Source organism: Rhizobium sp. G187 (assembly GCF_051549525.1).
Classification (GTDB): Bacteria; Pseudomonadota; Alphaproteobacteria; order Rhizobiales; family Rhizobiaceae; genus Allorhizobium.
Window position 1 is genome coordinate 917,429 of sequence record NZ_JBPUGM010000001.1, and the last position, 23,759, is coordinate 941,187.

The window sequence follows — 23,759 nt, forward strand, 5'->3', positions numbered from 1 at the left end:
CGCGCAGGTGCCGAGCACCTGCGTTTCTTCAGAATTTGTCGGCTGACTATCGCAAATCGGGAGTCCGGTCAAACAGCTCCCGGTGCGTGCGCTCCGCATAGGTGTCGGTCATGCCGGCAAGGTAATCTCCGACATGGCGCGCCTTCTGGCCGTCGTTCAGGCCGGAAATATGGTTGACCCAGAAGTGGCTCTTCATCAGCTTTGGATCGGCCATGTAGGCATTGAACAGATCCGTGACGATCTGGGCTGCGGCCGCCCGGATGCGCATGATGTCGGGATGCCGGTAGATGCGGCTGAACAGGAGTTTCTTGATCTGCCTGTCCGTCTCGGCCATCGTGTCGGAAAAGGTCGCAATCGTCATCGATGCGGCCCGGATATCCTCGACACTCTGCGGGTCGACACGCCTTAACCGCTCCTGCGCCACGCCAATCACGTCTTCGACCATGCGGGTGATCTGTCGGCGCATGATCTCATGGGTGAAACGATCGGAGTCCAGATGCGGATAGCGGTCGCGCACTTCCTTCATCAGCGAGGCAAGGAAAGGCACCTCTTCCAGCATGTCGAAAGTCAGGTAGCCGGAGCGCAAGCCGTCATCGATGTCATGGGTGTTATAGGCAATATCGTCGGCAATGGCCGCAACCTGGGCTTCGAGGCCGGCGAAACTTGCCAGTTCCAGATCGTGGATCTCGCAATAATCAAGGATCGGCTGCGGAACAGGGCCCCGCGTCCCCTGCCCGTCTTTGGTCAAGAGCGGACCATTGTGCTTGACCAGACCTTCGAGCGCTTCCCAGGTGAGGTTCAATCCGTCGAAATCGGCATAGCGCCGTTCGAGCTTGGTAACGATCCGCAACGACTGGGCATTGTGATCGAAGCCACCAAAGGGCTCGAGCACTTCATGCAAGGCGTCCTCGCCGGTGTGACCGAAGGGGGTATGGCCGAAATCATGGACCAGGGCCACGCCTTCCGCCAGATCCTCGTCGAGCTTCAGGGCACGCGCCAGCGCACGGGCGATCTGCGCCACTTCGATCGTATGGGTGAGCCGCGTTCGGTAGTGATCACCATCGGGACCGATGAACACCTGTGTCTTGTGTTTGAGCCGGCGAAAGGCCGTGGTGTGCACAATGCGGTCACGGTCGCGCTGGAAATCGGAGCGGGTCAGGCTGCCGCCCTCTGCAAAGAGGCGACCGCGAGAGGCCCACGGATTGGTGGCGTAGATCGCCCGTTCGCCACTGCCGAATCCAAGGGCTGATTTATCAATCGTCATGCGCGTGCGGTCGCTCCCCATTGACGCAACTTCCATGCCTTCATACCTATAGCGAACGAAGCCGCAAGGCGATGCGGGTCCCGAACCGTCTTCGGCACCCATGACCTCGACGAAAATCGCTGTATTCTATGACAAATCAATGATTTTCGCCGATAATGACAGTTTTCACCGGACCTTGAATCCGGCAGGAGGCAGAATGAGCACCGAAACCGTGACCCTTTCCGAAGCCGCAGCCAAGCGAATCGCTGCTGTCGTCGCCGCCGAGACAGACAAATCGAGCCTCCGGGTCTCGGTTGAAGGCGGCGGCTGCTCCGGCTTTTCCTACAAATTCGACCTGGACCGCGAACCGCAGTCCGACGACATCGTTATTTCCCGCGACGGCGCCACCGTGCTGATCGACCCGATGTCGATCGTCTATATGGCAGGCTCCGAGATCGACTTTGTCGACAACCTTCTCGGCCAGTCGTTCCAGATCAAGAACCCCAATGCGGTGGCGAGCTGCGGCTGCGGCACCAGCTTCTCCGTGTGAGTGTCATGAAAATAGCCACCTGGAACATCAACGGCGTCAAGGCGCGCATCGAGAACCTGTGTCAGTGGCTAAAGGATTCGAGCCCCGACATCGCCTGCCTGCAGGAGATCAAGTCGGTCGATGAAGGTTTTCCGCGCCTTGAGATCGAGGCGCTTGGCTATCATGTCGAAACCCACGGCCAGAAGGGGTTCAATGGCGTCGCACTTCTCTCCAAGATGAAGCCGGACGAGGTCAATCGCGGCCTGCCGGGTGACGACACCGACGAGCAGGCCCGCTTCATCGAAGGCGTGTTTTCCGTCGAGGGTGGCGTCCTTAGGGTTTGCTCGCTCTACCTGCCAAACGGCAATCCGTCTGACGACCCGGTCAAATACCCCTATAAGCTCGCCTGGATGGCGCGGCTCGAAGCCTTTGCGCGTGACCGCATGGCCCTTGAAGAGCCGCTGATCCTCGCTGGCGACTACAATGTCATCCCGGAACCGCATGATGCGAAGGACCCTAGCCAGTGGGTCACCGACGCGCTCTTCCTGCCCCAGACACGGGCCGCATTCCGGAGGCTGGAAAACCTCGGCTTCGTCGATGCGGTGCGCGCCACAAGCGACGAAGCACCGCTCTTTTCCTTCTGGGATTATCAGGCCGGCGCCTGGCAGAAGAACAATGGCATCCGCATCGACCATCTGATGCTATCGCCCGAAGCCTCCGACCGGCTGCGTTCGGCGACCATCGAAAAGCATGTCCGAGCCTGGGAAAAGCCGTCGGACCACGTCCCTGTCCTGGGCTATTTCGGTTTCTGACAAAAGCCCTCTGCCGCTCCATCATGGCCGGCATCTCGATGACGGTCCCAAAACGCAAAGGGGACGGATTCAATCCGTCCCCTTTTCATTGTCAGAATGATCTCCCGATCATTCGGCGTCGTTATAAACCTGCGGTGCCAGAAGCACTGCGACCCGCCTGTCTTCTTCATTGGCGAGCGAGAAGGCCTGCTCCTGGAGGTCCTGCATCCAAGGACAATCCGCAGCATGGCAGTGACTGAGGGCTGCCGTCAGGAAGGCCAGGCCGCGAACGGTCTGTCCCTCTTCAAAGAGCACATTGCCGAAGATCGACATGGCACCGGCATGCCCACTTTTGCGCGCCAGGTTGAGCCACTTCTTTGCCTGCTGGACGTTGGTGCTGCCACCCTCCCCGGCAAGGATCATCCGCGCCAGCTGAAACTGGGCTTCTGGCACGCCAAAGGTCGATGCAACCTGGAAATAGATCTGGCGGGCCTGGGCGAGATCTGCCTTCACCGGCGTGTCCGGAATACCGTTACGATAGTAGCGCGCCAGGGACAGAAGAGCGTTGACGAAGAAGCCTGTGTCGGCCGAACCGGGCTCGACGCCCTGATTGGCGATCTGGGCATAGATCTTGAAGGCCTCGAAGTCATTTTCCACGACGCCGTCGCCAGCCTCGTACATGTTCGCCAGCGCCCAGCGGGACCCGGTATGGCCCTTTTCAGCGGCGTAGCGATAGGCCTCGACGGCATCTTCCTTCTGGCCATTCTTGTAGGCGTTGAAGCCGAACTTGAAGAGATCGAAGGGGCCGGACTGGCTGTTGACACCTGCATTCAGGTCGAATGCACGTGCAGCGACGGGCGCGGCCAGCAGCATGGCTGCGGTGGCCCAAATGACTGCAGAATTCTTCCAATGACCCAACGGCATTGTCTTCCTGGTTTCCGTCATCCGCGCTGGCAGCATGGCCCTCACATGACCAGAGGCCGCACCTGCCATCGCACTCAAAGTCACGATAAACGCCGACGGGTGAAACAATCGTTCACGTCGCGCAACACCGCCGATGCCGAACGGCCTCTTGTTCAATCCTGTTTTAACCATGGGAATGAAAGTAGACTGGATTTCCGGCAATACTGGGACTGGCTTTCGCGAAGTCATTCCCCTGCCTGAAACCTTTGCCGACCGCTCCCCGACAGCGACCGCAAACACTGGATTCAGCACCCTAATCATGCCCTGAGGCTCTTTTCTAACTCGATACGCCGCACACATCTGAAACGGAACTTCCGTTCCCCGCATCCAACCGGTGCTCTTCCTTTGTGGCGGGAAATAGACAAAAGCAACGCCCCGCAGAGCCGTCCCACAAGGGATCCGAGCAATGTTGCAGAATCGTCACATTTGCGAAAGCTAATGGATTGGACATCGGGCAAAAAAGAAGCCCGGACAGAGCCGGGCTTCTTCAAGATCGAGAGGCTTAGGAAGACCTCAGAAAGAGACCTTGTAGGATGCGGTGACCGCATACGCCCAGTCGCCGTCCGCGGTGGCGTCAAAGGTGGCGTCATTGGCAACCGACTGACTACCGCTTGTCAGGTAGCTGACGCCAGCACCGGCGCGCAGCTCGCCGGGGCCAACCTTCGCCAAAATGCCCGCACCGAGGGTCCAAGTATCCGTGTAGATGTCGGCGCCCGAGTCGACACCCTTGTCCCAGGTCAGGTTGACGGTGCCGGAGATCTTCTCATTGAAGGAATGTCCAACGCCTGCCTGAACCGTCCAGCCATCTTTCCAGTTGTAGACGTCTTCCTGCGGGAGGTATCCGCTTGGCAGAGGTGGATATCCGATGCTGTAATTGAGGGATTCCAGAACGCTCCAATCAGTCCACTTGATGGAACCGTAAACCAACCAACCTGGTGCGACGCCACTTTGTACACTCAGCTTCAGAGACTGTGGCAAGGTGCCGTAACCAAATGCGTCTTGAAGCCCGAATGGCACGGGAGCATTCCAATCGAAGCTACCTTCATCAGCATCATGCTCAACCTTCGAGCGATACATCAACTGAACTCGTAGCGCATACTCCGGAATCGCATAAGCAACACCGAGGCGGTATCCATATGCCGCGTCATCTTCTAGACGCAGAGTACCAGCAGCAGCATTTGCCGTGTAGTCAAAATCTTGCAAGAACACGCCACCGAGCAAGTAGGCTTTCCCCATGCCGGCATCCATATTCACCGCGCAGGTGGACGCATATTCATTGGTGATGAAATCTTTGTGGATTGCAGCACCAGCCGCCTGAGCTTCCGCACCATAATCCGCATCCGCACCGAACGGTTGGGTGTAGGTAAAGGCACAAGCAAACCTGTCCGACACCTTCACCTTCGCGGCGAAAGATGGAATGCTGTAATTCTGCGAGAAATCGTCATCCGTTGCCGCAACACCGTCGATAGTATCGTAGCCACGCTTCGGCATAACGAACGTGTAGCCACCGCGCGCGACAATGTCGCCATCCTCAAACAGGATATCGGTATCCGCCTCACCCCGGTTCCAGCCGCCAGCCTGCGCGCCTCCCACGAATGCGCTGGCTGCGATCAGGCCGATGGCCGTGGTCTTCATTAGATGGTTCGCCATGTCTCTCCCCAATTCCGGCAAAACTGTGATTTGCGATTGTAACCATGTGCGACAGATTGACAATCGCGTGATCGCGCCGGTTGCCAAGAACAGATATCGAAATTTTTACGTAACGTATTTGACGTGCACGTCATTCACGACATGCGTTGGAAATTATTTGCGAAAAAACACCGCATACTGCAGATTCCTAGAACATCTTACCCTTGCGCTGGAATTCTGTGGCACGACAGACACAGTAAGACTGTTCGTAAAAATGGCAGCGAATGAACACCGTAAATTGCAGCAAACGCCAATCTTATCGTCATTCCAGCCGCTTATCGGGCTGAATCAATATGCACCGCAGCATAAGGACCGGCAGAATTGCGGGTTTCTCTGACGAAGAACGCCGGACTCAGAGAGCCCGGCGTTTAGAATTCCATTCCTTTTGAGGGGCGTGCCTCAAAGAGCTTCGAGAACCCTCTGCAGCGCCGTCTCAAGGCTCGCCTTCTGGACCACGAGTTCCTGATGGCGCTCGCGTTCGGCGGCAACCACCTCCGGATTGGCGTTGGCGACGAATTTCTCATTGCTAAGCTTGCCGGAGATGCGCCCCATCTCCTGCTCGACCTTGCCGATCGCCTTTTCGATACGAGCCTTCTCCGCAGTGATATCGATCAGCGCGCCAAGCGGCAGGCAAGCCGTCGCTTCACCGATCACAATCTGGGCTGCCCCCTTCGGCGCTTCGGCCGCAAGGGTGATCGTTTCCACGCGAGCAAGCCGCTTGATTGCCGCATCGTGACGCAGGACCCGGTCCTGGGTCACGCCGTTGGCGCCGACCATGACGAGCGGTGCTGTCGCCCCCGGCGGCACGTTCATCTCGGAGCGAGCCGAGCGAATGCCTGTCACCAGATCAATCAGCCAATTGATATCGGCGGCCGAGCTTTCGTCAGAAAACTCCGGAGCGGGCCAGGCTGCATGGCAGAGCAGCGTGTCGCGCGAGACGCCCTCACCCGCCGTATGCGCCCAGAGCTCTTCGGTCATGAAGGGCATGAAAGGGTGCAGGAGCTTGTAGGTCTCTTCCAGCACATAGGCCGCGCAGGCCTGAGCCTCGGCCTTCGCCGCCTCATCCTCACCCATGAAGACGGGCTTCAGGAGTTCGAGATACCAGTCACAGAACTGGTTCCAGACAAAGCGATAGAGGCTGCTGGCCGCATCATTGAAGCGATAGCTTTCAATCGCCTCGGTCACGTCGCGTTCCGTCCGCGCAAGTTCCGTGAGGATCCAGCGGTTGATGGCAAGCGACGCCGTTTCGGGCAGGAATTTCGCGTCCGCCTTCACGCCGTTCATCTCGGCAAAGCGCGTCGCATTCCACAGCTTGGTGCCGAAGTTGCGGTAGCCGGCGATGCGGGCTGGGTCGAGCTTCACGTCGCGACCCTGAGCTGCCATGATCGCCAGCGTGAAACGCAGGGCGTCCGCGCCATACTCATCGATCAGCTCGAGCGGGTCGATAACATTACCCTTCGACTTCGACATCTTCTGGCCGTTCTTGTCGCGAACCAGCGCATGCACATAGACCGTGTGGAAGGGCTCGACGGGATTGCCGTCCTCGTCCTTCATGAAGTGCAGGCCCATCATCATCATGCGGGCGACCCAGAAGAAGATGATGTCGAAGCCGGTGACGAGAACGTCGGTCTGGTAATACTTGGCCAGCTCCGGCGTGTTGTCCGGCCAGCCGAGCGTCGAGAAGGGCCAGAGTGCAGACGAGAACCAGGTGTCGAGCACGTCCTCGTCGCGGGTCAGGATCTCGCCCGGTGCGAAGTTCTCAAGCTTCTCCTCGACCCAGGCTTTCCACGGACCTTCATGGGCAATGTAGTGCTGGATGGCGGCGTGCAGCGCCTCTTCCTCGGTCTTCTCGACGAAGACCTGGCCGTCAGGACCGTACCAGGCCGGGATCTGATGGCCCCACCAGAGCTGGCGTGAAATGCACCAGGGCTCGATGTTTTCCATCCATTCGAAGTAGGTCTTTTCCCAGTTCTTCGGCACGAAGTTGGTGCGGCCTTCGCGAACGGAAGCAATTGCCGGCTCGGCCAGCGTCTTGGCGTCTGCAAACCACTGGTCGGTCAGCATCGGCTCGATGACGACGCCAGAGCGATCGCCGAAGGGCTGCATGATCTTCTTAGATTCGACGTAAGGCACATCGTTGCCTTCATCATCCTTGGTGGTGACGGCGAGACCTTCCGCATTGATTGCATCGACGATCCGCTTGCGAGCCTCGTAACGGTCGAGACCGCGATACTCTTCCGGAACCAGATTGATATCGTCGACCTCAGCCTCGTTGGGCAGTTCGCCAGATTTGGCGATTTCCAGCGCACGCGCGGCGTAGACGGCATAATCCTCGCCATCGGCGCGCATCTTCGCCTGGGTGTCCATCAGACGATAAAGCGGGATCTTGTTGCGGCGGGCGACCTGGTAGTCGTTGAAGTCATGCGCACCGGTGATCTTGACCGCGCCCGATCCGAATTTCGGATCCGGATATTCGTCGGTGATGATCGGGATCAGGCGGCGATGTTCCTTCGGCCCAACCGGAATCTCGCAGAGCTTGCCGACGATCGCGGCGTAACGCTCGTCAGAAGGATGAACGGCAACGGCACCGTCGCCGAGCATGGTCTCAGGCCGCGTCGTGGCGATCGAGATGTAGTTGCGCTCCTCCTGGAACGTGACGTTACCGTCCTCGTCCTTCTCGACATAGGTATAGGTCTCGCCACCGGCGAGCGGATATTTGAAGTGCCACATATGGCCTTCAACTTCCTTGTTCTCGACTTCGAGGTCGGAAATCGCGGTCTCGAACTTCGGATCCCAGTTGACCAGTCGCTTGCCGCGATAGATCAGGCCTTCCTTGTAGAGCGTGACGAAGACTTCGAGCACGGCCTTGGACAGACCTTCATCCATGGTGAAGCGCTCGCGCGACCAGTCGCAGGAAGCGCCGAGGCGCTTCAGCTGGTTGAAGATCAGGCCGCCCGATTCTTCCTTCCACTCCCAGACCTTTTCGATAAAGGCCTCACGGCCCATGTCGCGGCGGGTAATGTTCTGTCCGTTTTCGGCAAGCTTGCGCTCGACAACCATCTGGGTGGCGATACCGGCATGGTCCATGCCCGGCTGCCACAGCACATCCTTGCCGCGCATGCGCTCGAAGCGGACCATGATGTCCTGCAACGTATTGTTCAGCGCATGGCCCATGTGCAGCGACCCGGTGACGTTCGGCGGCGGGATCACGATGGTGAAGGTGTCCTCGCCCGGTTTCGCGTTGGCGCCGGCGCGGAAGGCGTCTGCCTCCTCCCATGCTTTCGCGATCTTGGGTTCGACAGCGGCTGAATCATAGGTCTTTTCGAGCATTTTCCGACCGGATTTTCGAGTTCTGGATGGGGATTGGTAAATAGGACTGGCAAAACCAAGTCAATAAAAAAGGCCGCTCTTGCGAGCGGCCCCCAATTCCCGATGGGATGAAGGATCAGCGCCGCGGGCCGCGTGCGACGCGTTCGATTTCTTCGCGCACGAGGCGCTCCACCAGCGTTGGCAGGTTGTCGTCGAGCCATTCCTTCAGCATCGGGCGCAACATGTCCTCGGCCATTTCATCGAGCGAGCGGCGCTGCTGGCCATCAATGGCAGCGGCGAGATCGGAGAAGGAGCGGGAAACCTGCTGTACGGTCGCGACGGAGACCAGTGCGGCAAGGTCGCTGTTACCATCGACCTTGCTCTCGATCTTTTCCTCGGCCGGCTGGTTCCAGGCTGCCACCGGCTCAAAAGCCGGCTCGGAACGGGACGCCATGCTCGACGCGGTATTTTCAAAAGACAAACGCTCACCCTTCTCAATCTTCACTTCAACGGATGCGATCCGTGTGGGCGGCACGTCTGCGCGCGGCTCCAGAATCGGCATTGAAGGTGCGATTGTTTCCGAGACTTGCGGCGGTTCCATGGCCGGCGCTGCATTCATCTGTGCGCGAAGCTCCTCGCCGGGCCGGCGTTCGGCATCGCGTATTTCAGAGAGCCTCGGCGCCTGGCTCGGCATTGGCCGCTCGCCGCGTTGCGAGGCCATCACAGAAGCCTGCTGCACCGGGCGCTCGGTGCGCTCGGCGGCCAGTCGGACGCGTGCGGCCAGATCGGCAAGCGAAACGCTCTTGGGCGCCTCGACGGGGGCGGCCGGCGTCAGCGCCTGGCGGACGGGCTCCGTGCGAGCAGGCTCGACGCGCACCGGTTCCATGCGGGCCGGTTCAATCATGCGTTCCAGCGCGGCAGACCGCTCGGACGTTGCCGGGCGATCAGATGTCACGGGACGCTCCGAAGCGAGGTTCGGCCGAAGATCGTTTGCGGGTGCAAACACCGGGGCATCGAAGCTTGTTTCCTGCGCGCGCTCGTCGGCTGCCATGGCCTCCGCCGAATAACCGTCAAGCTCGTCAACCACCTCACCGGCTGTCGCAGGATCATTGCTTTCGATGATCCGGCGGATCGATGCCAGTATTTCTTCCATAGACGGTTCACGCACTACGCTTGGCTGAGCCATACTTGTCCCCGTTGTCTTCATGGTATCCGGTGTCTTCAAAATGTCCGGCCAGCGAGCGGAGCCGCACCGATTCGCTGTACCCTAGGATACGCCGCTTGGGAAAAAAATCACGCAAAGGTCACACTCGCCCGGGATCGTTCCTGATGCACAGTTTTGTGTTGCCCAAAACGAAAGAGGCCCGCACGTGGCGGGCCTCTCGACTGTCGCGCTGATGGCGCGGATCAGAAGACGAATTCAGCAGCCTTGCGGAAGCCGGGCAGAGGCATCACGGCAGCGTTGAAGTACTCGGTATAGGAGACCTGGCCGGAATTCTTGACGTAAAGACGGGCGCGTGCGGCATTGCCATATCCGACCACCGCGACCAGGCGACCGCCCTCACGCAGCTGATCGAGAAGAGCCGCCGACATCTGCTCGACAGCGCCGTTGACGAAGATCACATCATAAGGTGCCTCGGCCGGATAGCCGGCCTCAAGATTGCCGGTGACGACAGCGACATTGTCATAGCCGAGCGAAGACAGCGTCTCGGTCGCCTTGGCAGCCAGGGCCTCGTCGGATTCGACGGCCACAACCGAGCCCCCCACCAGCGACAGAAGTGCGGCAGCATAACCAGAACCGCAGCCCACTTCGAGGACGAGGTCATCGCGACCGATCGCGGCCAGCTGCAACAGCTTGGCGAGCGGCGACGGCTCCATGACGTATCGGGCCGGATTGTTGCCAGACGCCGGACAGATCAACAGATCCTCGTCGATATAAGCAAGTGGCTTGAGCTCAGCGGCGACGAAGGCTTCGCGCGGCACACTCAAAAAGGCATTAAGTACCGAATGCGAGGTGACATCCGTCGTGCGGATCTGGTTTTCCACCATCTTGATGCGTGCGGCTTCGTAATCGATCATGTCCTGTCGCCCCATGTGGCCGGTCGTATTTCACCCCGTGTCTTAATTGCAGGGCGTCCGGCTTTCAAGTCAGGCCGCGCTGTGGCGAACAGTTTATCTGAAACCCCATGCGGCAAAACTGTCGCACGGGGCTGTTGCAACGCCTGATCGCGCGTCATCAATTGCCGATTGTGTAGCTGCCCGTCTCGCAGAAATCGACCTTGTCGCGCACGTCGTAATAGCTGTCGTCCTCGAAAACGGCGCGGATCTTGTAGACGCAGGCATCCGAGTCGTCGGAAATCGTCAGTGCGCGGGACTTGCCGCCGTACAGGCCCTTTTTCTTCAGAAGTTCGACCGACTTGCCGCCACCTTCCGGCGAGACATGGAACTGCACGATCATGTTCTCCGTGCCGTTTTCCAGCGTGAAGTTCAGGTTCTCGGCAGATGCGGCCAGTGGCGACAGAAGGGCAATGATGAGGGAAAGCGAAAGATGTTTGCGCATGATGGAGGCTCCGCGTGTTGATATCGCAAAGCCTCTAGCGCGCCCAGCCTTTGCCGCAAGCGCATGGCTCGACCAATATCGGGCCTATCCGATCTGGAGGGCCCTGGAGCCCGGTTAGGCGCAAATTTGGCCGATCATTGCCTCAACGACAAAGCGTCGCTTGCAACTATCACCATTCAAAAGGGACATCGGAAGATTTGGAGGCCTCGCCCGGAATTGAACCGGGGTACGAGGATTTGCAGTCCTCTGCGTCACCACTCCGCCACGAGGCCATCCGAGTAGAAAAGTGCGTGTGGTGGCGGTCGTTTAGAACCATCCCAGAAAAACCGCAAGAGGGATTTTCAAAAACCAGCGCTTTTCGTCCGCAACGAGACGCGCCACGCATTGTGGGTCACGGACAGCAGGCATCGCGGACGATCGCTACCCTGCCCCCCGGGAACATGCGGCCCCCTCCGCCATGGTGCCCCGGCAGAATCAGGCAACCTCCTGCCGGGGGGCGTGATCGAGCAAACGAGTAGCGGCCATGATCCTTGCCGCATCCGTCAAAAGGTCGGGATCGGTCATACCGGCCGTATAGAGACGGATGACCGCCTTTCCGACGGTCTCCCGATGGCCAATCGCCTCGGCACCGGCGCCGGTCGCTCCAACGGAGAGCATGGCGTGGGTGATGATCTGGAGATCGGCAGGCGTCAGGATCAACGTCCCGACATCCTGGTCCACATAGTGCATTTTTCCTCGCAATCGCCGGGAACCGGTACGGCCCATCGCCGTTCGGTTACTCCAACAGACTGCGAATCATACAGAGAGAGAGATACACCCGCATTTGCATTTGACAGGTCGGGCGCAATTAAATCGTGTATCGGCCCTTTTATCGTGATGTCGGCGCGTCCGTGTTCTTCGGCGCATTGCGCCTGTTCCACCATACGGCCATGCGGCGGCGGCTGCGGCGGACGGAAGACAGATCATGCGACAGGACCAGCAGACCGACCGGTACCATCCAGAATCCGAGTATGGGCAAAAATCCAAGCGCGCCGCCGCCGATAAAGGCCGAGCCGACGGCAATGCGTCCGGCGCGAGACTTCGGCACGGGGATCTCCACAGACCCGAGCTTCAATCGACCACGCGCATGATCCAGCCGGTAAAATCCCTTGGACACCTGTCGAACACTCCTGAAAACCAAGCCTTTTGCGCTATCAACGCGCAAGGCTGAGTTGGTGATCCACCGAAATAAAACAAGAAGACGACATTTTTTTTGAAAAACCGCTTGGCAAATCCGACGCGCATCAGTATTACCCCGCTCACACCGCCGCAAGCGGCTGTTCCCTGGTAGCTCAGCGGTAGAGCATTCGACTGTTAATCGACAGGTCGCCGGTTCGAATCCGGCCCGGGGAGCCATATTTTCTTGTAAGTGCCCGCTTTCGTTGAGAAATCCGAAAGCGGGCATTTCTTTTCCCACAATCCTTCCCCGCTTTTGGATCGTCCATCATTTTGTGATCCTCTCAGGAACCTCCCCTCCCCGCACTCGTTGAAAACGATCAACGGAGGAATCAGGCATGGGAATCGAAAACGCAGAGACGAAAGCCGGCGAGGATGCCGCAAAAGGCCTTCAGAGCAGCGCAGAAGCCAAGGAGCGCAAAACGGAGGCTTCGAAGGGGTCGGATTTAGCAAAGGGCGCCGACCGCTTTGAGGAGCGTTCTAAGAGCTCCGACGGTAAGAGTGCCGGTGCAAAACAGCAAAAAACAGACAATTAGGCCAGCACTACAGCGAATTTGGCCCGCTCAATCCTTGCGGAGAGCGGGCCGCGCCGTTTCAGTGGGATTGGTAGTCCCGCGAGGTGGTGCTTACGCGGCGCTGTCTGTGAAATTGGAAGCCCGCCCCCGAATCGAACGGGGAACATCCAGGGTAGAAAACCGGTGCTCTTTCCAGTTGAGCTAGCGGGCCGTTGGTTTAGTTCAAAGGCACTTGCCGCAGCTGGCCATCTTCATCCCGAACCTGCAGCCACTCCTGGCCGGTTTGGAGACTGCGAAGGTGGCCGACCGGCTGCTGCCTCTTCTCGGCAATGCGGTCCATGATGGCGTCGAGGTCGGCGGGGTCGATTGCCAGGCGTCTTTTCATGTTCATGTCCGTGGTCTCCGTTTCGATGACTAGAACATGGCGCCAAAAATCAGGGTCGTCAACATTCTAAGATATTGTTTTTGCTACTGTTCTACAAATTTGTCAAAACTCTAAAATGAGGTCAAGGACATAGCTGCTAGATTTTTTTCGCGTGTGGTGGGATGGTGGCGGCTCAACTATGGGGTGGAGTGCTGGCATGGAGCTCAAGGAGTTCATTAAAGAGACAATCGAACAGATTTTGGCAGGCATTTCCGAGGCCCAAGCTGGGTCGTTGGGGGAGAACGTGAACGCTTCGACGGATGGCGGAAGCGCAACCAAGGATCTTGGGGGTCACCTTATTAACCGCGGCAAGTTTGGCGTGTTCACTCGTATTGATTTTGATGTTTCGGTTGGTGCCGAGAGCGAGGGCAAAGGTGGGCTTCGCGTTGCAGTCTTCGGACAGGGCGTAGATGCTGGCGGCGCGCACAGATCATCAAATGCGAGCCGGGTTTTATTCAGTATTCCTGTTCGACTGCCAGACGGCGATGCGGAGAGGGCGGAAGGGATCATTGCCGAAAGACAGAAAAAGGCTGACGAGCGTAGAGCGGCGCGACCGAGTGGCGGTGGCTCCTCTTGGATGGGCTAGCTGGCGTTCTTGACGGCGAAGAAATTGCCAGAGCGCGATTTCAACCTGAAGTTTCCACTTTGCATTGCACAGCCTGTCCTTTACGTTCCGTCCAGAAACAATGCTGGGAAGCATCAATGAAGAAGCTAATCATCGCCGCGGCCGCACTGGCCGCGCTGTCGTCGTGCGCCAAGCGGCCAGACGCAATCGTGCCCGTCGACATCCCGATGGCGGCTTATCAAGGGCAAGGCTGTGAGCAACTGGCACAGGAGCTCATCAAGGAGCAGCGAAACCTGGCGGCCGTTTCCAAAGCCCAGAACGACGCAGCGACAGGCGACGCGTTCGGAGTGTTCCTAATCGGCGTGCCGATGTCATCGACATTCGGCGGCGACAAGGAAGGCCAGGTTGCTGTCAACAAGGGCAAGGTGCAGGCGATCAAGAACGCGTTGAAGGCGAAGGGCTGCAAATGAGCGATGAACTATGACAGAGCCGCACCGCGACAACGATAGATATTCATTCAGCCTAAAAATTGCCCTCGCCGCTTTGGCAATAACCCTGCTTGCGATTGTGCTCACAACGGTCGTATCCGCCGGTTTGTCTTTCCCCTCAATTGACCAAGGTTGGGCTACGCTTATTGCGGGGGCCATAGGCTTTGGAGCTATTGCCTTCCAAACAGACAAAGGATTTGAGAACCTTCGCCGCTCCGCGGTTGAGCAAGCCGAAGCAAATCGGGAGGCCCGCGAGCATCAAGCGTACCTCCAAAACCGGCTGGAATTGGAGCGCGAGCTTCGCAACAAAAAAGGTTTAGCAGGGACTCTGGCCGCTGAACTCACTGTACTTTCGGGACAGGTTACCAACCGCCTTCCTTTATTGGGCATCCAGCGCAAGGTCTACAAAGACATGGTCGGCACCAGCAAGGCTAATGTGGCCGACCTATCTCATCAGATTGCAGCATTTGAGGCTCCTATCTTTAGGCAGAGCGTTGGTCAGCTGGCTCTCCTTGGTCCGTCTACCGCACACGATGTCGTAGACATATACACCACTCTGTTAACGAGGCCGAGCGGTTCCACCGACACTCTTACGGGTGAGCAGATCGCCATGTTGTTCGAGGCGTGGGAGAAGATATACGCGACGTGGCTCTCGGATAAGGAAATCGTCTTCAAGCGGCTTATGGCCATCGTGGGAGACAGCCCTGATCCAGGCGCGTTGGTTGACTTCCGAAAGAAGCGATTGTCAAAAGACGTTTCGAAGACCGTTGCAGACGGCGAAATTTAAGCCCGTCGGATCACGTTCTCATCACTCGGCGCGCCTTCACCATCAGCGCCCCGAGCTGCACCTATTGGTGTGTTGTTAGTCCTGAAACAGGGGGCGACTACGCAAGATCAAGCTCAGGTTGCATTTTACAATTCTACTTAACCGAGCAAAAAGCTGAACCAGATAAATGGGCCGGTAAGCAACTGGAGTGTTTCATAATGAATTATCACCTCATCGCCCCTATCGCGATGGCTCTAGCCCTTTCTGGCTGCCAGGCAAGCAAAAGCGCTTCGTCCTACAACGAGCACGTTGAGGCGACCGCCTCCGCTTGCGCCGACGAGGTGGCCGCAAAAAAGGACGCCAAGAAGCTGATGGGCTCCATTATGTGGAATGCGAAAGCCACGGCAGGTCATATGGACAGCGTTGACCTCCCGTATGTCGAACTCGGCGCAGACAAGGGAGCCGCATGGCGCGCTTGCATGGCTTCGCGTGGCGTGCCGGTAGATACGCTCGATTTGGGTGAGCGTGAAGTGGAACCGCGTCGCCTGCCGGATATCGGTTAAATCGTCTCTATCCCTGCTCGACAACTTGAAAGCTATCGAGCAGGGATCTGCCTCGCCTTAAAAGAACGCAACTGAGAGATTTCTCGCCAATTCGCTGAAGCTCCTAAAGCGTTCACTTTAGCAGTAGATCAAACTGCAAACATGGACAGGTCGGAAAGGTCCGCGTCGTCATAGGACGACCGGAGCGAAGCGCCCTGTGATGCTCTGCCTGTTGCGATGATGGCCGCGACGGCCGGGTCAATCTTGTCTATGGACCGCTCTTTCAGTGGCCGCCTGTTGCCGCTTGCGTCGGAATAGAGCACGACGTTGCCAACAGCCCAGCGCAGCATTGGATTGCCGCCATGGACGAGACGGCGCTTGAACATTGACTCTTCAAAGTCGATGACCGGCCGCGCGAACGTGGCGATATTCTGCGGGAATTCAGCCACCGGCAGGCCGTCGGCCTCGAGCGACTTCATGATGTCCTGCGCATGCCACCTGTCGAATGCGACTTCCTCAACCTGAAAACGCTCGGACAGGCAGCGGATGTAACCTTCTATCATATCAAGATCGATGGTGTCGCCAGGGCATGCGGTCAGCCAGCCTTGCTCTACCCAAAGTGCATAGGGCACGCCGTCCGTGCGGCGCCTGATGGCACCCTCCGGACAGAATGACTGCACGTGGATGGCCATGCGATCGTGAGCCATGGGGATGGCGATGGCGACGGCACATAGGTCGATACGCTTGGCGAGGTCGACGCCGATCCATGCGGGCTGACCTTCCAACTCGGTTAAGTCCAGCGCGCCTGTGTTCTCGTCCCAGACATCGAGCGACCATTCCGGATTTGCTGCGCCATCAAGCCACACATTTAGGTGCAGCTGCCGGATCATCTCGCGATCGGACGGCCGGTGCTCAGCTTCCCGCACCATCTGGCGCAAGCCTTCGATGTCCGGATATGGCGGGCTGCACGACAGGCCAGGGTTCACGCGGTGCCACACTGCCTCGTCGCGCCAGTCTTCTTCCGGATCTGCTTCGAAGATGACCGGCAAGAAGGCGTCGTCCTTGATTTGCCCGGTGGCTACGGCCTTGGCGTATTTGTAGGTTTCATAGGCGATGTTCTCATGGCCAATGCCGGCCGTTGTAGTCACCACCAGAAGGCTGCCTGGCGTCTTAACAAGGCCGGTCTTGATGGCGTCCCAAAGATCGCGCTTCTTCCAGGCGTGCAACTCGTCGACCAAGGCAAAGACTGGGGTGCGCCCATGGGCCGTGGCAGCATCAGCCGACATGGCACGATAGAAGGCTGACGTCTTTGTGTGGGTGATGCGGTTGTTTGTGTCCTGCACCCGGAACGCAGCCTCGAGCTTAGGGTGCGCGTTGATGACACCCTTCATCTCTTCGAGCGCAATGCGTGCCTGGTCGCGGTCGACGGCTGCAGACACGACCTGGCTGCCGGGGATGCGCTCAGGACCAAGGTGCAGCAAAGCAAGCGCAGCGCCGAGAGTGGTCTTGCGATTGCCGCGGGGAATGAGGGCAAAGACGGTCTTGATGCGGCGGGTGCCGTCCGGCTTGGTGTCACCATACACGCGCCGGATTAGGCGCTCTTGCCAGCGGTCTAGCTGAAAAGCGCGGCCAGGCGCAGTGCTCTTGGGATGCTTCAACGCGCGCAAGAAGTCGATGGCGCGCTGTCCCTTGCCGTGCGGATCTGGAATGTGTGAACCGTCGAAGAGCCAGACGGGGTGACTAGATGCTACCGAGGGCGTCGTCATCGTCATCTGTTGCGGCGCCTCCCTTGTTCTTAGCCCGTGCTGCAGGCGTGAGTCCGAGCTCGCTGGCTAGCCGGCGGCTGGCCTCGATAGCTTCTTTGAGGATGGTGGTTTCCGGCCGGCGCTTGAGCTCGCCTGTGGGCGATAGGTACGTCAGCCCCTCAGCTTGCAGGATAGCTTCGGCTTCCCGTTTGCGCGCCACGCAGAGGCAATAGTCCTCGACCGTGGAGAGCTCGTGGTTGGCAATCCGGCCGCCCTGCACAAGCCGCGGCATGATGCGGCGCCACTCGGCTTTGGCATGTATAGGCAGCCACGACGGGGCGGCTGGCGCCTTGGTGAGCGCGCCGTCAATCGTCAGGAAATCGGGTTTACGTCCGCGGGCCATAGGTCACTCCCACGCGTAGGCGCGCCGCTCGCGCACCACGTCCCAGACACCCATCGGCACCTCGAAAACGTTCTCGCCGGTCGCCTCGCGGTTCTCATAATAGTGGGCCATCAAGGCCAGGATTGCGTGCTTGATGTCGGCCGGCGGCGCGTCGTACTCTTCGACAATGGAAAAGCCCAACAGCCGCTCGAGGTGCGCGATGGCGGCCTCAAGCTTGGCCGCAATGAATTCGTCATCGGCATCGTCGAGCACGCGGAGTTGGTCCCTTGCCTCGGCAACGGTCATGAACATGGGATGAAATTCCTATATTGGGTGAATACCGAAGATGCCTCCCACGCTGGTCCAAGCCGAGCGGCGGGAAATTGACGACGTACCGGGGGGTGGCAAGTGGAACAGTACAAAGCAGCGTGGGGGCGAATCGTCCCCGCATTGGACGCGGCGCTTTATCAGCTAGAGATTTCAATTCCTCGAGCACGTACAGTGAACACGCCGACAGGGCCGAACTATCGGTTTGTGGAGAAGACCTTAGAGCAGGCGATCTTGATCAAGTGCGTCAGATTGCTAAGCGCACTGAAGGCTCTCCGCCTGCTTCTGAGCAATGGACTCGCTCTGGATGCCGGCGCCTCAATGCGAGTGATGGACGAGGTCGGGACAGACGTTCTTTTTCTCGCGGGCCCGATTGTTTTTGGCAATCCACCCGAGAAGCGACATGAAATCTATCTGACTGAGCTTTTCCAAGAACAGTTCGAGGGGGTCGACGTTTTGACATCTAATGCTAAGCGGGTCCGAGTTTCTAGGAGTGATATTCGAGCCTACGTTGCGAGAACGTACTCCGGAAAAACGGACGTGCAAAAACATGTCAACGTTACAGAGGTTATCGAGCAAGTATTCTCAGGCTTCATCCATGGCGCTGCCATTCACACTATGGACTCATTTGATGGCGTTTCTTTCGCTGTACCATCTAACTTCGATCATCCACCTCTTCGTTCGACTGTCGATCAGTTCGGTCATTATTTTCAGCGCGCCATAGGGGCATTCTGTATTGCCTCTCAAGCATTGGGGCGACGCGACGTGTTCGACGTACTGTACAAACTTGACCGAGAAACATTCGACGAGTTTGGGGAGCTGTTGAAGCTTAACGCCCAAAACCACCCTCAGACTTAATGGCCTTTCGGCGGTTGCACGTGTCGTGATACGGCTGCCAGTTGGAGCGCGACCAGAAGAGCCGCTTGTCCCCTTTGGGGGCTTCGATGTGGTCGACCATGTTTGCTTGCTTGCCGCAGCCGCAGGCACACAGTGGCGCACCTAGCGATGCTAGCCAGGCCTTGGACTCCTTGGCCCACTTGCCATCATAACCACGGCTGGCCGCGCTTCCGCGTGCTGCATCGGCGGCTCGCTGACGTGCCGCTGCATTGCGCACCTGGCAATCGCAGCGCGTGCCCTTAGGGACGGCAAAGCCGCACGGGCATATGACATTGACCATTTGCCCCTCCCTAATAGATAGATCACCTATCGAGAGGACGATGAGATGAATTTTGATGAATTAACCAGCCTTTTCAGATTGATAACTGCTACGGCTGGCGCGGTGTCTGCTGTGTTGAAGGTGATGATGGTATTGGCGACCAGCATCTCGCTGGCCGCCACCACGCTGCGGGCACCACCCCGCGACTTGCTGCATCCGTCCCGTGAAAAGACCAACGGCGGGCGGAACGGGTGTTGAGGCTTCAGCCAAGGCCTAGGAAGATGACCCCGCCTTGGCTCGTCAGGCTACCGGCTTGGAAGCCGCGTTGCCTTTAATGATGACAGCGCTGGCCGCGATTGACGTGCCACTGTTAAGGGTCAGCACGGTTCGAAGGTAGCGGCGGTGGCCGATATAACCGACCTTGTATGTGGTGGCCGCGGCGAGTGCTGCCGGGAACGTGCCGACGAGATCGGCAGCGGCAACGTCCGTAAACGTCGAGTTGTCCGCCGATTCCTGCAGCTTCGGAGTGAAGTTGCCGGAGCCAACAATGGCGCCTGTCGAGATGACGACGGCAGCGGAATTGAAGCCCTTGAGGTCAATACCGCTGGCGGTGTTGGTGGCAGTGAGTACGGCGGGCGCAACGATGGTGACGGCGCTGATGTTATTCGCGAGATCGCGCATGGTATTCTCCTTGAATGATGGGAAAGGATGGGCCGCCGAAGCGGCCCGGTGCGCGATTAAGCGGCGATTTTCATCTTGCGGATGGCTTCAGCGAGTACCACGTCAGCACCGACACGGCGACGAGCATGGAAGCGGGTCTTGCCGGTCGTTGCCTGAGTGTACGGGTCACGCAAAATCGACATGGCGACACGGTCGAAAATTCGGTAGCCGCGCTGGAAGTCACCGAAAGCAATCGGGTTGCTGTTTGCAGCAATGTCGGGCATGTCGACCGCTTCGATGACGGGACGTCCGAGGATCGTCGATGGCATGCCGGCCTGCAGAGAAGGCTGCCAGACATAGGCGCCCGTTCCCGTTTCCTTCAGCTTCATGATGGAGGCGAGCGTTGTGCCATTCATCATCCAAACGCCGTTTTTGCGGTAGAATTCCGGCAAGCTGTACATGAGCGAAATCAGGCTGTCGCCGGTGAGCGAGCTTGCTCCGCCGGAATTGACTTCGGTAATGCCGGAAGCCGCCATCAGGCCGTTCGGCTTCTTGACTCCGTCGCCGAGCAGAAGGGCATTGCCTTCCAAGCGGCCAAATTCTTCACTGAGGTCGCTGGCGACTTCGGCCTCGACATTGATGGCAGCGTCTTCGAGAAGCTGATTGCTCACATCGACCCAAGCCGCCATTTCCCAGACTGGGATTTCAATCTGGCCGTACGTCGAGCCTGTTTCGGGGCGAGTTTCTGTCTCGCCAACCCAACTTGCAGTAGGTTTTCCGGTGCGTCGCGGTAGAATTACCGAAGATGCAGCAGTCGACCCGACGCGGGCTGCCTGGCGAACCGGGGAAATTTCGACGAGGTTCTTGATGATTTCTGCTTGGAATTCAGCCGGTGCGAGATAGCCGCCCTTGGAGTCATCAGAGACGACTAGCGCCTTGCGCTCTTCGGTCGGCATCAGCTCGGCGCCATGTCGAATGAAAGACTCGAAGGCCTTCCGCTCCATCGAAGGCTCGTTGTCATTGGCTGCCTTGCCGATAATGGCCGGGCGGGCGAGCGCCGTTTCGGCAGTTTCGAGACGCTTCGTGACGGCTAGGATGTTGTCGTTCGCGGCCTTGAGGTCGGTAGCGAGCTGTTCAACGGTCTTGGTTTCAGCGGTCATGGACAGTTCCTTGATCTGAGAGATTTGCGCGCCTGGGTGCGCGGGGATTGCGACGAGGGACACTTCCATGAGGTCCAAGTCGGTGATGGTGCGGCCGCCGCCTTTGCGAGGCGCCGCCTTTCTCGTCATGAAGCCAACAGATAGCCCCGTGACCGACTTCGCGCGCAGAAGCGCACGAACTTCTTTGGCGCGTGCGACGTCGTCGACGAGCAGCCGGCCTTTGACTTTCAGGCCATCCGCATCGACGCTGACGCTTTCCCAAGTTCCTAGAACCTGGGCTTGATCGTGGGCGAATAACATCGGAAGCGACTTGCCAACGGCGCTGGCGAAGGCTGCCGGCTCGATGACGTCGCCAACGCGGTCAGCGCTGGAGAAGTCCCATGCCTTGCCTTCGACGAGGCCGGTATCATCCGCCGTGAAGGCGGCCTTGAACTCTAGAAAATCGACGGTCACGCCGCCTCCTGTGATTGATTGTCGTTTGCAGGCTGCGCGGTGTCGATCGCCGGATTTGCAAACTCTTCGCCGCCTGGCCGGGGCTGCATGCCGAGCCAATCACGTGCCTCGTTCGGATTGAGAACGCGGGCCGCAATGAGCGTGCTAATAGCCGTCGCGCGGGCCGTAAGATCTGCTTGGCTGGTGTCGTCGATGTCGAAGGCAAAGCGATAATCGGCTCGCTCGGCATCGGTTAGGAGCGCGCGATTGAATGCGCCCTCAAGGATCCGCAGCCACGGGATTAGCGTGTACTGGATGAACTCCTTCGCCTGCTGTTCCGAGTTGCCCCACGTGTTGCGGGTGAGCTCGAAGAGCATGCCAGGCGGCACCCTGAACGCGCGCGCAATCTCCAAGATCTGGAACGTGCGGCTGGCCGTGAACTCGCCGTCGACGCTGGTCAGTGCCATCTGCTGGTAAGTGGCGCCCTCATAGAGCACGGCAGTCTTGCCGGCGTTTGCCTTGCCGCTGAAAGCTGCCTTCCAACCCGCTAGCATGGCCTTGACGCCCTCAGCGCCGAGCTTGTTTGGCGTCTGGATGACGCCACCGGGACGAGCTCCATTCGTCCAAAGGCCGTTCGCATATCCTTCCATGGCCGAAGCCGTGGCGATCGCACTGCGGGCCATCGTGAGCGGGCATTTCGTGAAAGGCCCGCGGACATGTACGACGTTGGCCGCCGGAACGGCTTTGCCTTCTAGGCGGTATTTGGGCTCGCCGGTCTTGTCGTCCGTGTCCACAGTGAACACACCGTCGCGATACAGGATGACTTCCCTCACCTCACCGCGGACCTTTGTAACGTACGCAACGCCACCCTGATCTTTGGTGAGTGCGCTCGCCACCAAGTCGCGGATGAGCTCAAAGCCGCTTGTCCATCCGTTTGCCTGACCGGTCAGCAGCTTCAGTGCGGGATGCTCGGTCACGTCCGTTTCGGCGGCCCCGACTTTCCGCTTCAGCCTGATGTCGAGACTGGCCGCCGCTTCGCTGATGATACGGACGGCAGCGGATACCGCAGGTACTGACAAGGCTTCCGCGTTGCTGATGGATGTGCCGGCTGGGATAGCGCCGAAGAGCTCCAGAAGCTCGGCAGTGGGATCGCCAAGTGACTTCGTGTCGGGCACGAAGTCGACGACAGGTGCAGGCTTAGTGAATGGCCAGGCCATCGATTGCCTCCTGAACTGCGGCGGCAATGGCGCCGATTGTAATTGTGATGAAGGACGTGGACGGCACAGGATCCGGCAGGCCGGTCAGCATGCGCCCTGACGTGCACGACACAGACGCCACAGGCACCACCAGAAGCGCATCAGGCGGCGGCGGGTGCTCCAGATGCTCAAACGCCTGGGCTATCGCTGTGGTCCAGTTGCGGCCCGCCCGTTCGAGCTCGACGGCAGTGCGCAGGACGGCGATGTCCTTCGGCGAGAACCAGCGACGGCCGCGCTTCTTTTCGGAAAACAAGACGTCGATGTCGCGGTTACGACTGACAACGACATCGAGGTGAGCACGTGAAAGGCCAACGACACGCGCGGCCTCAGCGACCGTGAGGTCGCGAGAAGTCCAGGCCATCGGGGCCTCCTAACAGTGGTTTGATTTTTAACAGGGCAAAACGAAAGCCCGGCCATCGGCAGGACACGCCGACGGCCAGGCTCGATCAACGAGATGCAGCATCCCGCTGCATATCGGATGATATTTGCCGGTTTTACATCCGAACTCGGCAAATGGGTGGTGCAGTAGCTATTGGAAACCTACCAGCGCAGGTTGATCTTAGATCGGCACTATGCAATCACTACTTTGATTGTCGACAACGGGGGAAACGCAAATGCCTGTAAGTCTTAAAGACCTAGATGAACGCATGAACGCTCAGGAGATAGCGACCAAAGCGATCGTTTTGGCTCTTACTGGATTGGTGAAAGACGAGACCCTGGCAGCCCGATCAATTAAGGCCCAGCTACGCGACGCAGCCACCGGACTACCGGACGGACTAACCAAGGATAAGATCCTCGAACTTGTTGCTCTTCATACTCCGCGTGATCAGCAATAGCCCTCGCGACCACCTCGGGAACTGGAACATCCGATATCGCCATGCCGATTGGATCAGGCCCCAAATGCCACTCGCGGAATGTTCGCGTTTCGACGTAATTACTCATCTACGTTTCCCTCTGCGCCAACTTGCTGCGATCTGGAGGTGAGCGACCGCGCGCGGCCACCCACCTAGTCAGGAAGGGAAAGCTTCCTGAAACGCAAAAG

Annotated in this window: 26 protein-coding genes and 3 tRNA genes; 10 read left to right on the plus strand and 19 right to left on the minus strand. The window is 58.7% G+C overall.

The window, feature by feature from the left end:
* Positions 1-46: 46 nt before the first annotated feature.
* Positions 47-1,264, minus strand: a complete 1,218-nt coding sequence (locus ACSV9I_RS04395; protein ID WP_438327512.1) for a deoxyguanosinetriphosphate triphosphohydrolase — start codon at positions 1,262-1,264, stop codon at positions 47-49.
* Between the two features lie 196 nt (positions 1,265-1,460).
* Between ACSV9I_RS04395 and erpA the strand changes: the two genes are divergently transcribed.
* Positions 1,461-1,793: an iron-sulfur cluster insertion protein ErpA gene (gene erpA, locus ACSV9I_RS04400; protein WP_054160032.1), complete on the plus strand. Its 333-nt coding sequence runs from the start codon at positions 1,461-1,463 to the stop codon at positions 1,791-1,793.
* Positions 1,794-1,798: 5 nt separating this feature from the next.
* Entirely contained in the window at positions 1,799-2,584 is a 786-nt protein-coding gene (gene xth / locus ACSV9I_RS04405) for an exodeoxyribonuclease III (protein ID WP_438327515.1), read from the plus strand.
* Between the two features lie 108 nt (positions 2,585-2,692).
* Here the strand turns inward: xth and exoR are convergent, their stop codons facing one another.
* From exoR to ACSV9I_RS04450, 9 genes are all read right to left on the minus strand, one after another.
* Positions 2,693-3,436, minus strand: coding sequence for an exopolysaccharide production regulator ExoR (exoR, locus tag ACSV9I_RS04410; protein WP_054160033.1), 744 nt, complete (start codon positions 3,434-3,436; stop codon positions 2,693-2,695).
* Positions 3,437-4,039: 603 nt separating this feature from the next.
* On the minus strand, positions 4,040-5,176 hold the full coding sequence (locus ACSV9I_RS04415) for an OmpP1/FadL family transporter (RefSeq protein ID WP_438327517.1): 1,137 nt from the start codon (positions 5,174-5,176) through the stop codon (positions 4,040-4,042).
* 438 nt (positions 5,177-5,614) lie between these two features.
* Positions 5,615-8,545, minus strand: a complete 2,931-nt coding sequence (locus ACSV9I_RS04420) for a valine--tRNA ligase (RefSeq protein WP_438327520.1) — start codon at positions 8,543-8,545, stop codon at positions 5,615-5,617.
* Between the two features lie 115 nt (positions 8,546-8,660).
* A complete protein-coding gene (locus ACSV9I_RS04425; protein ID WP_438327522.1) occupies positions 8,661-9,710 on the minus strand; it encodes a DUF2497 domain-containing protein in 1,050 nt (349 codons plus the stop codon).
* A gap of 221 nt (positions 9,711-9,931) precedes the next feature.
* A complete protein-coding gene (locus ACSV9I_RS04430; RefSeq protein ID WP_438327525.1) occupies positions 9,932-10,603 on the minus strand; it encodes a protein-L-isoaspartate O-methyltransferase family protein in 672 nt (223 codons plus the stop codon).
* Between the two features lie 157 nt (positions 10,604-10,760).
* Positions 10,761-11,084: a hypothetical protein gene (locus tag ACSV9I_RS04435; RefSeq protein ID WP_438327527.1), complete on the minus strand. Its 324-nt coding sequence runs from the start codon at positions 11,082-11,084 to the stop codon at positions 10,761-10,763.
* 198 nt (positions 11,085-11,282) lie between these two features.
* Positions 11,283-11,356 (minus strand) — tRNA-Cys (locus ACSV9I_RS04440).
* A 202-nt stretch (positions 11,357-11,558) separates the two neighbouring features.
* Entirely contained in the window at positions 11,559-11,813 is a 255-nt protein-coding gene (locus tag ACSV9I_RS04445) for a hypothetical protein (RefSeq protein WP_438327529.1), read from the minus strand.
* A gap of 139 nt (positions 11,814-11,952) precedes the next feature.
* Complete coding sequence (locus ACSV9I_RS04450) at positions 11,953-12,240, minus strand: hypothetical protein (protein ID WP_197278389.1); 288 nt, start codon at positions 12,238-12,240, stop codon at positions 11,953-11,955.
* Between the two features lie 164 nt (positions 12,241-12,404).
* On the opposite strand from ACSV9I_RS04450, the gene ACSV9I_RS04455 reads away from it, so the two are divergent.
* Positions 12,405-12,479 (plus strand) — tRNA-Asn (locus tag ACSV9I_RS04455).
* 158 nt (positions 12,480-12,637) lie between these two features.
* Positions 12,638-12,835: a hypothetical protein gene (locus ACSV9I_RS04460; protein WP_438327531.1), complete on the plus strand. Its 198-nt coding sequence runs from the start codon at positions 12,638-12,640 to the stop codon at positions 12,833-12,835.
* Positions 12,836-12,948: 113 nt separating this feature from the next.
* Here ACSV9I_RS04460 and ACSV9I_RS04465 read toward each other — a convergent pair.
* Together ACSV9I_RS04465 and ACSV9I_RS04470 are read right to left on the minus strand one after the other, a co-directional pair.
* Positions 12,949-13,025, minus strand: a tRNA-OTHER gene (locus ACSV9I_RS04465).
* Between the two features lie 6 nt (positions 13,026-13,031).
* The gene (locus ACSV9I_RS04470; RefSeq protein ID WP_438327533.1) at positions 13,032-13,205 is read right to left on the minus strand and encodes a hypothetical protein; all 174 of its coding nucleotides are present in this window, start codon (positions 13,203-13,205) and stop codon (positions 13,032-13,034) included.
* A gap of 190 nt (positions 13,206-13,395) precedes the next feature.
* Here ACSV9I_RS04470 and ACSV9I_RS04475 point away from each other — a divergent pair, with 190 nt between their 5' ends.
* The 4 genes from ACSV9I_RS04475 (at position 13,396) to ACSV9I_RS04490 (ending at position 15,620) form a co-directional block, all read left to right on the plus strand.
* Positions 13,396-13,824: a hypothetical protein gene (locus ACSV9I_RS04475; RefSeq protein ID WP_438327535.1), complete on the plus strand. Its 429-nt coding sequence runs from the start codon at positions 13,396-13,398 to the stop codon at positions 13,822-13,824.
* Positions 13,825-13,940: 116 nt separating this feature from the next.
* Positions 13,941-14,273 carry a hypothetical protein gene (locus ACSV9I_RS04480; RefSeq protein ID WP_438327536.1) on the plus strand — a complete coding sequence of 111 codons (333 nt, stop codon included), beginning with the start codon at positions 13,941-13,943 and terminating at the stop codon, positions 14,271-14,273.
* A 10-nt stretch (positions 14,274-14,283) separates the two neighbouring features.
* Complete coding sequence (locus ACSV9I_RS04485; RefSeq protein WP_438327538.1) at positions 14,284-15,078, plus strand: hypothetical protein; 795 nt, start codon at positions 14,284-14,286, stop codon at positions 15,076-15,078.
* Between the two features lie 197 nt (positions 15,079-15,275).
* Positions 15,276-15,620: a hypothetical protein gene (locus ACSV9I_RS04490; RefSeq protein ID WP_438327540.1), complete on the plus strand. Its 345-nt coding sequence runs from the start codon at positions 15,276-15,278 to the stop codon at positions 15,618-15,620.
* Positions 15,621-15,748: 128 nt separating this feature from the next.
* Here the strand turns inward: ACSV9I_RS04490 and ACSV9I_RS04495 are convergent, their stop codons facing one another.
* Genes ACSV9I_RS04495 through ACSV9I_RS04505 form a run of 3 tightly spaced genes read right to left on the minus strand, consistent with a single transcriptional unit; the run spans position 15,749 to position 18,038 of the window.
* Positions 15,749-17,371, minus strand: coding sequence for a terminase large subunit (locus tag ACSV9I_RS04495; protein WP_438327542.1), 1,623 nt, complete (start codon positions 17,369-17,371; stop codon positions 15,749-15,751).
* Positions 17,340-17,747 carry a phage terminase small subunit P27 family gene (locus ACSV9I_RS04500; RefSeq protein WP_438327545.1) on the minus strand — a complete coding sequence of 136 codons (408 nt, stop codon included), beginning with the start codon at positions 17,745-17,747 and terminating at the stop codon, positions 17,340-17,342. Before ACSV9I_RS04500 ends, ACSV9I_RS04495 begins: the two co-directional genes overlap by 32 nt.
* Before the next feature lie 3 nt (positions 17,748-17,750).
* Positions 17,751-18,038, minus strand: coding sequence for a head-tail connector protein (locus tag ACSV9I_RS04505; RefSeq protein WP_438327547.1), 288 nt, complete (start codon positions 18,036-18,038; stop codon positions 17,751-17,753).
* 96 nt (positions 18,039-18,134) lie between these two features.
* On the opposite strand from ACSV9I_RS04505, the gene ACSV9I_RS04510 reads away from it, so the two are divergent.
* Positions 18,135-18,911 carry a hypothetical protein gene (locus ACSV9I_RS04510; RefSeq protein WP_438327549.1) on the plus strand — a complete coding sequence of 259 codons (777 nt, stop codon included), beginning with the start codon at positions 18,135-18,137 and terminating at the stop codon, positions 18,909-18,911.
* Between the two features lie 364 nt (positions 18,912-19,275).
* Positions 19,276-19,467 (plus strand): hypothetical protein, encoded by a 192-nt coding sequence (locus ACSV9I_RS04515; RefSeq protein ID WP_438327550.1) that lies wholly within the window; start codon positions 19,276-19,278, stop codon positions 19,465-19,467.
* Positions 19,468-19,509: 42 nt separating this feature from the next.
* On the opposite strand, the gene ACSV9I_RS04520 is transcribed toward ACSV9I_RS04515, so the two are convergent.
* Genes ACSV9I_RS04520 through ACSV9I_RS04535 form a run of 4 tightly spaced genes read right to left on the minus strand, consistent with a single transcriptional unit; the run spans position 19,510 to position 23,078 of the window.
* Positions 19,510-19,890 carry a hypothetical protein gene (locus ACSV9I_RS04520; RefSeq protein ID WP_438327553.1) on the minus strand — a complete coding sequence of 127 codons (381 nt, stop codon included), beginning with the start codon at positions 19,888-19,890 and terminating at the stop codon, positions 19,510-19,512.
* Positions 19,891-19,946: 56 nt separating this feature from the next.
* A complete protein-coding gene (locus tag ACSV9I_RS04525; protein ID WP_438327555.1) occupies positions 19,947-21,482 on the minus strand; it encodes a phage major capsid protein in 1,536 nt (511 codons plus the stop codon).
* Positions 21,479-22,678 carry a phage portal protein gene (locus ACSV9I_RS04530; protein WP_438327556.1) on the minus strand — a complete coding sequence of 400 codons (1,200 nt, stop codon included), beginning with the start codon at positions 22,676-22,678 and terminating at the stop codon, positions 21,479-21,481. Before ACSV9I_RS04530 ends, ACSV9I_RS04525 begins: the two co-directional genes overlap by 4 nt.
* Positions 22,659-23,078, minus strand: coding sequence for a hypothetical protein (locus tag ACSV9I_RS04535; protein WP_438327559.1), 420 nt, complete (start codon positions 23,076-23,078; stop codon positions 22,659-22,661). The genes ACSV9I_RS04530 and ACSV9I_RS04535 overlap by 20 nt, the downstream gene beginning before the upstream one ends.
* Positions 23,079-23,759 lie beyond the last annotated feature (681 nt).

Bases quoted from the DNA above. Each gene is read 5' to 3' on its own strand.
- erpA (WP_054160032.1), top strand. From the start codon at position 1,461: ATGAGCACCGAAACCGTGACCCTTTCCGAAGCCGCAGCCAAGCGAATC.
- ACSV9I_RS04420 (WP_438327520.1), bottom strand. From the start codon at position 8,545: ATGCTCGAAAAGACCTATGATTCAGCCGCTGTCGAACCCAAGATCGCG.
- ACSV9I_RS04470 (WP_438327533.1), bottom strand. From the start codon at position 13,205: ATGAACATGAAAAGACGCCTGGCAATCGACCCCGCCGACCTCGACGCC.
- ACSV9I_RS04500 (WP_438327545.1), bottom strand. From the start codon at position 17,747: ATGGCCCGCGGACGTAAACCCGATTTCCTGACGATTGACGGCGCGCTC.
- ACSV9I_RS04435 (WP_438327527.1), bottom strand. From the start codon at position 11,084: ATGCGCAAACATCTTTCGCTTTCCCTCATCATTGCCCTTCTGTCGCCA.
- ACSV9I_RS04460 (WP_438327531.1), top strand. From the start codon at position 12,638: ATGGGAATCGAAAACGCAGAGACGAAAGCCGGCGAGGATGCCGCAAAA.
- ACSV9I_RS04485 (WP_438327538.1), top strand. From the start codon at position 14,284: ATGACAGAGCCGCACCGCGACAACGATAGATATTCATTCAGCCTAAAA.
- ACSV9I_RS04425 (WP_438327522.1), bottom strand. From the start codon at position 9,710: ATGGCTCAGCCAAGCGTAGTGCGTGAACCGTCTATGGAAGAAATACTG.
- ACSV9I_RS04415 (WP_438327517.1), bottom strand. From the start codon at position 5,176: ATGGCGAACCATCTAATGAAGACCACGGCCATCGGCCTGATCGCAGCC.
- ACSV9I_RS04490 (WP_438327540.1), top strand. From the start codon at position 15,276: ATGAATTATCACCTCATCGCCCCTATCGCGATGGCTCTAGCCCTTTCT.
- ACSV9I_RS04520 (WP_438327553.1), bottom strand. From the start codon at position 19,890: ATGCGCGATCTCGCGAATAACATCAGCGCCGTCACCATCGTTGCGCCC.
- xth (WP_438327515.1), top strand. From the start codon at position 1,799: ATGAAAATAGCCACCTGGAACATCAACGGCGTCAAGGCGCGCATCGAG.
- ACSV9I_RS04480 (WP_438327536.1), top strand. From the start codon at position 13,941: ATGAAGAAGCTAATCATCGCCGCGGCCGCACTGGCCGCGCTGTCGTCG.
- ACSV9I_RS04505 (WP_438327547.1), bottom strand. From the start codon at position 18,038: ATGTTCATGACCGTTGCCGAGGCAAGGGACCAACTCCGCGTGCTCGAC.
- ACSV9I_RS04475 (WP_438327535.1), top strand. From the start codon at position 13,396: ATGGAGCTCAAGGAGTTCATTAAAGAGACAATCGAACAGATTTTGGCA.
- ACSV9I_RS04530 (WP_438327556.1), bottom strand. From the start codon at position 22,678: ATGGCCTGGCCATTCACTAAGCCTGCACCTGTCGTCGACTTCGTGCCC.
- ACSV9I_RS04395 (WP_438327512.1), bottom strand. From the start codon at position 1,264: ATGACGATTGATAAATCAGCCCTTGGATTCGGCAGTGGCGAACGGGCG.
- ACSV9I_RS04430 (WP_438327525.1), bottom strand. From the start codon at position 10,603: ATGATCGATTACGAAGCCGCACGCATCAAGATGGTGGAAAACCAGATC.
- ACSV9I_RS04515 (WP_438327550.1), top strand. From the start codon at position 19,276: ATGAATTTTGATGAATTAACCAGCCTTTTCAGATTGATAACTGCTACG.
- ACSV9I_RS04445 (WP_438327529.1), bottom strand. From the start codon at position 11,813: ATGCACTATGTGGACCAGGATGTCGGGACGTTGATCCTGACGCCTGCC.
- exoR (WP_054160033.1), bottom strand. From the start codon at position 3,436: ATGCTGCTGGCCGCGCCCGTCGCTGCACGTGCATTCGACCTGAATGCA.
- ACSV9I_RS04495 (WP_438327542.1), bottom strand. From the start codon at position 17,371: ATGACGATGACGACGCCCTCGGTAGCATCTAGTCACCCCGTCTGGCTC.
- ACSV9I_RS04535 (WP_438327559.1), bottom strand. From the start codon at position 23,078: ATGGCCTGGACTTCTCGCGACCTCACGGTCGCTGAGGCCGCGCGTGTC.